Source organism: Limibacillus sp., assembly GCA_037379885.1.
Lineage (GTDB): Bacteria > Pseudomonadota > Alphaproteobacteria > Kiloniellales > CECT-8803 > JARRJC01.
Window position 1 is genome coordinate 1 of record JARRJC010000075.1, and the last position, 7,630, is coordinate 7,630.

At 66.7% G+C, this 7,630-nt stretch carries 7 protein-coding genes; all 7 read left to right on the top strand.

What is annotated here, in order from left to right; genetic code table 11:
• Positions 1-86: 86 nt before the first annotated feature.
• Entirely contained in the window at positions 87-362 is a 276-nt protein-coding gene (locus P8X75_14020) for a sarcosine oxidase subunit delta (protein MEJ1996300.1), read from the top strand.
• On the top strand, positions 359-3,346 hold the full coding sequence (locus tag P8X75_14025; protein ID MEJ1996301.1) for a sarcosine oxidase subunit alpha family protein: 2,988 nt from the start codon (positions 359-361) through the stop codon (positions 3,344-3,346). Before P8X75_14020 ends, P8X75_14025 begins: the two co-directional genes overlap by 4 nt.
• Positions 3,339-3,947, top strand: a complete 609-nt coding sequence (locus P8X75_14030) for a sarcosine oxidase subunit gamma family protein (protein MEJ1996302.1) — start codon at positions 3,339-3,341, stop codon at positions 3,945-3,947. The genes P8X75_14025 and P8X75_14030 overlap by 8 nt, the downstream gene beginning before the upstream one ends.
• 93 nt (positions 3,948-4,040) lie before the next feature.
• On the top strand, positions 4,041-5,582 hold the full coding sequence (zwf, locus tag P8X75_14035) for a glucose-6-phosphate dehydrogenase (protein MEJ1996303.1): 1,542 nt from the start codon (positions 4,041-4,043) through the stop codon (positions 5,580-5,582).
• A gap of 4 nt (positions 5,583-5,586) precedes the next feature.
• The gene (gene pgl, locus P8X75_14040) at positions 5,587-6,282 is read left to right on the top strand and encodes a 6-phosphogluconolactonase (GenBank protein ID MEJ1996304.1); all 696 of its coding nucleotides are present in this window, start codon (positions 5,587-5,589) and stop codon (positions 6,280-6,282) included.
• 162 nt (positions 6,283-6,444) lie between these two features.
• The gene (locus P8X75_14045) at positions 6,445-7,116 is read left to right on the top strand and encodes a glucokinase (protein MEJ1996305.1); all 672 of its coding nucleotides are present in this window, start codon (positions 6,445-6,447) and stop codon (positions 7,114-7,116) included.
• Between the two features lie 93 nt (positions 7,117-7,209).
• A partial coding sequence (locus P8X75_14050) for a hypothetical protein (protein ID MEJ1996306.1) occupies positions 7,210-7,630 on the top strand: 421 nt, incomplete at its 3' end.

Below are 7,630 nucleotides of genomic sequence, written 5' to 3' on the forward strand. Positions count from 1 at the left end.
CGCCTGGACCGCTTCCGGCGCGGCTATCAGATCGACGAGCGCGGGGCCGGTCCCGTGCCCGGCTGGCACTAGAGGAGGGCCGGGCCATGCTGAGGATCACCTGCCCCCATTGCGGCGAGCGCGACCACGCGGAGTTCGCCTATGGCGGCGACGCCACCATCAAGTATCCCTCGCTCGACAACGCGGATCAGGAGGCCTGGTTCCAGGCGGTCTTCATCCGCAAGAACCCGCGCGGCAAGCATAGCGAGCTTTGGCAACACGTCGGCGGCTGCCGCGAGTGGCTGGTGGTGGAGCGCGATACCCTGACCCACGAGATCTTCTCCGTGACCTCGGCCCGCGTCCTGGCGGAGGGCGGTCAATGAGAAAGCAACCCAACCGCCTGACCGAAGGTGGGCGCATCGACCGCGCAAGTCCGCTGGACTTCACCTTCGACGGCAGGCGTTACCTCGGATATCAGGGCGACAGTCTGGCCTCCGCCTTGCTCGCCAACGGGGTCAGCCTCGTCGGCCGCTCCTTCAAGTACCACCGGCCGCGCGGCGTCTACAGCGCCGGTGTGGAGGAGCCCAATGCGCTGGTTGCGCTGCGCTCCGGTGCGCGCCATGAACCCAACGTTCAGGCCACCATGGCGCCGCTCTATGACGGGCTCGAGAGTCACAGCCAGAACGCCTGGCCGTCTCTGGCCTTCGACGCCATGGCGGTGAACGGCTTGTTCTCACCGATCTTTGGCGCGGGCTTCTACTACAAGACCTTCATGGGGCCGACGCGCAAGGCCTGGATGCTCTACGAGCACTTCATCCGCAAGGCCGCCGGCATGGGCAGGCCCACCGACAAGCCGGACCCCGACCGCTATGAGAAGGGGCACCTCTTCTGCGATCTGCTGGTGGTGGGCGGCGGCCCGGCGGGACTTTCCGCCGCCATTGCGGCGGCGCGCAGCGGCGCGCGGGTCGTGCTGGCCGAGCAGGATCAGGTGCTGGGCGGCAGTCTCCTGAACGAGCCCTTGGGCGCGCCCTCTGACGAGTGGCTGGCCGAACAGCTGGCGGAGATCGACGCCCTGCCGAACCTGAGGGTCATGACCCGGACGACGGTCTTCGGCGCCTATGACAACCACAACTTCGGTCTGCTGGAGCATGTCGGGGACGACAGGCCCGAGCCCGAGGCCCATCAGCCGCGCCAGCGCTTCTGGTACCTCCAGGCCAAGGGCGCGGTGATCGCCACCGGAGCCATCGAGCGCCCGCTGGTCTTCTCCAACAACGATCTGCCGGGCGTCATGCTTGCCTCGGCGGGCCGGGCCTATCTGAACCGTTACGGCGTTCTCCCGGGTCGCAGTGTTCTGGTCTTCACCAACAACGACAGCGCCTATCTGAGCGCGCGCGACCTGGCCGGGGCGGGGGCCCAGGTCACGGTGGTGGATGCCCGTGCGGAGGTGCCCGGTCCGCTCCAGGAGATCTGCGCGGCCAAGGGCATAGAGCTCCGCAAGGGCGAGGTGGTCACCAAGGCCAAGGGCGGGCGGCAGGTCACCGGCGCGGTCCTTTCTGCCTATGACCCGCAAAGCGGAGCCGGGCCCACAAAGACGATCGTCACCTGCGATCTGCTGCTGGTGGCGGGGGGATGGAATCCGACGGTGCACCTGCTGAGCCAGCGCGGCAACAAACCGGTCTGGAACGAGACCGCCGCCGCCTTCGTGCCGGGGCCGATGCCCTCGGGCTACCGGGCGGCGGGCGCCGTCACCGGCGACTGGACGGCGACCCATGCAGCCGCGCAAGGCGCCGGGCAGGGCCGCAAGGCCGCCGAGGCTCTGGGCTTCTCCGGCGGCGAGGGTGTCTCCGTCCTGGTCGGCGATCCGCTGGAGGGCTGGGCGGCGCCGCTGCTTCCGCTCTGGCAGGTGAAGCCAGGCATGAAGAAGGCCTTTCTCGACCTGCAGCACGACGTCTCGACCAGCGACGTCGATCTGGCGCACCGGGAGGGCTTCGTCTCGGTCGAACATATGAAGCGCTACACCACGCTCGGCATGGCCGCCGATCAGGGACGTCTTTCCAACGTCAACGCGCTTGCGATCCTGGCCGGGCTGCGCGACGAGCCGATCCCGGAGGTTGGCACCACCACCTTCCGACCGCCTTTCTCGCCGGTCACCATCGGGGCGCTGGCGGGGCAGGAGACGGGTCAGCACTTCCGGCCCCTGCGCCGCACCTCAATGCACGACTGGCACGAGGCGAGGGGCGCCAAGTTCATTGACGCCGGACTCTGGCACCGCGCCCACTACTACCCTCAGCCGGGGGAAGACCTGGACGCGGCCTATCGCCGGGAAACCAAGAAGGTCCGGGAGACGGTCGGCATCGTGGATGTCTCGACCCTGGGCAAGATTGACGTGCAGGGGCCGGACGCGGGCGAGTTCCTGAACCGCCTCTATGTCAACGGCTTCGGGAAACTGCCGGTCGGCAAGGCGCGCTACGGCGTGATGCTGCGCGTCGACGGCATCGTGCTGGACGACGGCACCACCTCGCGCCTCAGCGAGACCCACTACTTCATGACCACGACCACGGCCAACGCTGCGCGGGTCCTGGTGGATATGGAGTTCCTGCTGCAAACCCAGTGGACCGATCTCAAGGTGCAGGTGACCTCGGTCACCGACCAGTGGCAGGGACTGGCCTGCGCCGGACCGCTCAGCCGCAAGCTGCTATCCGGTGTCGTCGAGGGCATCGACTTCTCAAACGAGGGGCTTCCCCACATGGGCGTGGCCGAGGGTCGCGTCGGCGACATCCCGGTCCGCATCATGCGCCTCAGCTTTTCCGGCGAGATGGCCTATGAGGTCTATGCCCGCTCCGGCCATGCCGAGGCGGTTTGGGAGGCCGTGGTGGCCGCCGGGGAACAGTACGACGCCGTACTCTACGGGCTGGAGGCGCTGGGCGCCTTGCGGATCGAGAAGGGGCACGTGGCCGGGCAGGAACTGGATGGCCGCACGACCATGGACGATCTGGGCCTTTCCAAGATGGCCTCGACCAAGAAGCGCTATTGGGGACAGGTCCTGGCCGGGCGCGAGGGCCTCACGGATCCCGAACGCCCCAAGCTGGTCGGGCTGGAGCCCTTGGACGCGAAGGCGCGACTGAAGTCGGGCTCGCTGCTCTTCGCCGAGAAGGCGGAGAAGTTCGGCCATGGCGAGGGGCATATTACCGCCGTCACCTACAGCCCGGTTCTGGGGCATTACTTCGCGCTGGGGCTTCTGTCCCACGGTCCTGAGCGCCATGGCGAGGTGATCGAGGCGCACGACCCGCTGCGCGGTCAGGTGCAGAGGCTGAAAGTGGTGTCCCCGCATATGTATGACCCGAAGGGAGAGCGGCTCGATGTCTGAGATCCGTTCGGCGCTCGGCGCCGCCTATGCACCCGGTCACCACGGCGTGGCGGGAACCGGCGTGACGCTGCGGGAGCGGCTGGACCTCGATCTGGTGCAGGTGGCGGCCTTTGCCCAGACCCGCGAGCCGCTGACCGCCGCCTTGTCGCACGAGCTGGGCATGCTGCTGCCCGCCGATGGCCGGACGGCTTCCCTGCAGGGCGACGTGACGGTCTATCAGATCGCGCCGGGCCGCTATCTGATTTCCCGGCCTTGGGGGGTGGGCGCCACGCTATTCGATGAACTGACGCCTGTGATCGGCCCGGACGTCGGCGCGGTCACCGACCTCAGTCACGCCCGGAGCTTCATAGAGCTCCGGGGAGAGGCGGCGCGTGAGGTGCTGGCGCGCGGTTTCGCACTGGACCTCGACCCGCTGGTGTTCGGCGAGAACGCCTTTGCCCAGACGCCCGTGCATCACATCTCCACGCTATTGCACCGCCTGCCGGGCGAGCCCTCGGCTTTCCGCATTCTGGTGTTGCGGACCTTCGCACGTTCCTTCTGGGAGTGGCTCTTCGAGACCTCGGAAGCCTTCGGCTGCGAGGTGCTGGAGGCGCAGCGCTAGGGGGGCCTTCCAGAGGGAGGCTTCGAGGTTCGTCATGCTGCGCTGCGGCATTCGTCTTGCGGCAGCGCCGAAGTCATGGGAGCATTCGGCCCCATGAACGAGGAAAGCAGGCAGAAAGAAGCCCCCCGCATCACCCCTTCTACTTTCGAGGCGCGGGGCGGCAAGGGCGCGGCCATCCTGCCGGTGGAGCCTTTCGACTATGTCGTTTTCGGCGCGACCGGCGATCTATCGCTCCGCAAGCTGATGGTGGCGCTCTATCACCGCGAGCGCGACCGCCAGTTCACCGAACCCAGCCGCATCATCGGCGCATCGCGCAGCAAGCTCAGCGACGATGCCTTCCGGGAGAAGGTGCGCGCGGGGCTGGAAGAGCATCTGGCGCCCGGCGAGTTCGAGGAAGCGTGCTGGCAGCGCTTTTCGCAGCGTCTTTCCTATCTGCCGCTCGACGCCAAGTCGGAGGAGGGCTGGCCGTCGCTCGGTGAGGCCCTTGCCGACGGCGTTGAGCGCGTACGGATATTCTACCTCGCCACCGCGCCCAATCTCTTCGGGCCGATCTGCAACCGGCTACAGGCCGAATCGCTGGTGACCCCCTTGACCCGCGTGGTGCTGGAGAAGCCCATTGGCCACGACCTCGAGTCCTCCCGCAGGATCAACGAGGAGGTTGGCAGGGTCTTCGCCGAGCAGCAGATTTTCCGGATCGATCACTATCTGGGCAAGGAGACGGTCCAGAACCTTTTGGCGCTGCGCTTCGCCAACTCCCTCTTCGAGCCGCTGTGGAACGCCGCCAACATCGATCATGTGCAGATCACCGTCGCCGAGACCGTCGGGGTCGAAGGGCGCGGCGCCTACTACGACGCTGCGGGAGCCTTGCGCGACATGATCCAGAACCACCTCCTGCAGCTGCTCTGTCTGGTGGCGATGGAGCCGCCCAACTTCCTCGACGAGGACTCGGTCCGGGACGAGAAGCTGAAGGTGTTGCGCTCCCTCAAGCCGTTGGGGGAACAAGACGTTTCCCAATGGACCGTGCGCGGCCAGTACGCCGCCGGGGCGGCCAAGGGCCAGTCGGTGGTGGGCTATCTGGAGGAGCCGGGCATCGAGCCCAACAGCAAGACGGAAACCTTCGTTGCGCTGAAGGCGGAGGTGGAGAACTGGCGCTGGACCGGGGTTCCCTTCTACCTGCGGTCCGGCAAGCGCCTGCCGGAGAAGGTTTCGGAGATCGTCATCCAATTCATGACGGTGCCTCATTCGATCTTCCCCAAGACGGCGGGCGAGCTGAAGCCGAACCGTTTGGTGGTTCGCTTGCAGCCGGATGAAGCGATACGCCTGCACCTCATGGCGAAGGACCCGGGCCCAGGCGGGCTGCGCCTGAAGGAGGCGCCGCTGAACCTGTCTTTTGCGGAAACCTTCCAGACGCGCTTTCCCGATGCTTACGAACGGCTTCTCATGGATGTCGTGCGCGGCAATCCGACCCTCTTCATGCGCCGCGACGAGGTCGAGGCGGCCTGGCGCTGGAGCGAGACCATCGTGCAGGCCTGGGCTGGGAGCGCGGAGGCCCCCAAGTCCTACATCGCGGGCACCTGGGGACCTTCTGCCGCGATCGCTCTGATAGAGCGCGACGGCCGGACCTGGCACGAGTAACGCCATGGCCGCTTTGCGCGACTTTCCGGATCAGGAATCCCTCTTGAGCACGGTCGCGGAGGAGGTCGCGGGCCGGCTTTCCACGGCGATCGAGGAGAGGGGGGCCGCCAGTCTGGTGGTGAGCGGCGGGCGAACGCCGGAGGCGCTTTTCCAACGTCTCTCCCGCGCCCAGATCCCATGGTCCAAGGTCACGGTCACTTTGGCCGATGAGCGCTGGGTGCCCGAGAGCGACCCGGATAGCAACGCCGCCCTGGTCAAGCGAGCTCTGCTGCAAGGCCGGGCGGCCGAGGCTCGCTTCCTGCCGCTCTATGGCGGAGAAGCGACCCCTGAGACAGGACAAGCCGCCTGCGAGCAGCGGCTCGAAGAGATTGAGAGACCCTTCGATCTGGTCCTGCTGGGAATGGGGGAGGATGGCCACACGGCCTCGCTCTTTCCCGGGGCGGCGAACCTGCAAGCCGCGATGGACCTGGACGGTGAGACGCTTTGCATGCCGATCCGGGCGCCGGGCGCGGCGCAGCCTCGCATGACACTCACCCTTCCCGCGCTGCTGAATAGCCGGAACAGGCTTTTGCTGATCACGGGTGAGGGCAAGCGCCAAGCTCTCGCGAGCGCATCGGCTGAGGGGCCGGCGGAGGAGATGCCGGTACGGGCTTTTCTGGGCCGCGAGGGCGCTGGCCTTGAAGTGGTGTGGGCGCCATGACGCGGGCGGATCTTTGGCCCGCCCTGGTCAAGCGGGCTCTGTTGCAAGGCCGGGCGACCGAGGCTCGCTTCCTGCCGCTCTATGGCGGAGAAGCGACCCCTGAGGCAGGACAAGCCGCCTGCGAGCAGCGGCTCGAAGAGATTGAGAGACCCTTAAGCATTATTGATCAATGATTTTGAGGCTCTTGCTCACTCGTTACCCGAACTTACGGCCGGGCAGCTGGAACAACTCGGTTCCGGAGTGCCGCTGGAACGGGCCCCTAAGGTGGTGGTGGGGCCTGGCACCGGGCTCGGCGTTGCGGCCTTGGTGCCCTGCGGAGACGACTGGACCGCGGTGTCAGGGGAAGGCGGGCACGTGGATCTGGCGGCTGTTGAGGACCTTGAGATAGAGGTGCTGAAGGTGGTGCGCGGGGAGCGTGGCCGGGTCTCGGCGGAGAGCCTTCTATCCGGTCCGGGCCTGAAGCGGCTCTACCGCGCGCTCTGCACGCTTCAGGACCTGTCGCCTTTGCCCCTGGAGCCGGAGCAGATTGGCGACTATGCCCTATCGGGAGGAGACGCGCGGCACCGGCTGCTCTGCCGCAACGCCGCGGAGCTTTTCGTGTCGCTCTTCGCCAGCTTTGCCGGGAATCTCGCTCTTACCTACGGAGCGCGGGGCGGGGTCTATATCGGCGGCGGCGTGATGGGAAAGCTACGGGAGTTCAACAGCGATCTCTCCTTCCGGCAGCGGTTCGAGGCGAAGGGGCGCATGTCGGATTTTTTGCGCGCCATTCCCTCCTTTCTGATCACTGCCGAGACCCCGGCGCTGACCGGGGCCGCGCGCTGCCTTGGGCGTTGATGCGATTGCACTGGCGCTAGCCCTGGATCGGGCGCATATATCGCTCCACATTTTGCTGTCGCGTCATTTTTGTCTGGGAAAGGACAAGCGAGCGTGGCGCCCATTCTTGAAAAACAGTCCGCACCGCCTCCGGCCTTTGTCGCCTGCCTTCCCGGCGCGTTCGACGAGGCCGAATGCCTTGCTCTGCGCGATCTGATCGACCTCAACCGTCCAGAGGAAGCGCAGATCAAGGCGGGCTACGCCCCTGGCGTGCGGCGCAGCGCCATTGTCTGGCTGCCTGAGACGGCGGAATGGGCTTGGGTGGAAAAGCGCATGGCGCAGCTTTTGGCCCAAGCCAACCGCGAAGTCTTCGGCTTCGGGCTTTCAGGCTTCGAGGAGCGCTTGCAGATCGCCCGCTATGAGGCGCGCAGGCGCGGCGGCTTCGATTGGCACGGGGACCGCGCGCATTCCGGCCTGGCGTCCAAGCGCAAGCTCTCCATTTCGGTTCAGTTGAGTGCGGGAGCGGAATACCGGG

What these genes read in the sequence shown, in the direction of transcription:
- P8X75_14020 (MEJ1996300.1), top strand. Translation starts at nt 87, where the DNA reads ATGCTGAGGATCACCTGCCCCCATTGCGGCGAGCGCGACCACGCGGAG.
- P8X75_14025 (MEJ1996301.1), top strand. Translation starts at nt 359, where the DNA reads ATGAGAAAGCAACCCAACCGCCTGACCGAAGGTGGGCGCATCGACCGC.
- P8X75_14030 (MEJ1996302.1), top strand. Translation starts at nt 3,339, where the DNA reads ATGTCTGAGATCCGTTCGGCGCTCGGCGCCGCCTATGCACCCGGTCAC.
- zwf (MEJ1996303.1), top strand. Translation starts at nt 4,041, where the DNA reads ATGAACGAGGAAAGCAGGCAGAAAGAAGCCCCCCGCATCACCCCTTCT.
- pgl (MEJ1996304.1), top strand. Translation starts at nt 5,587, where the DNA reads ATGGCCGCTTTGCGCGACTTTCCGGATCAGGAATCCCTCTTGAGCACG.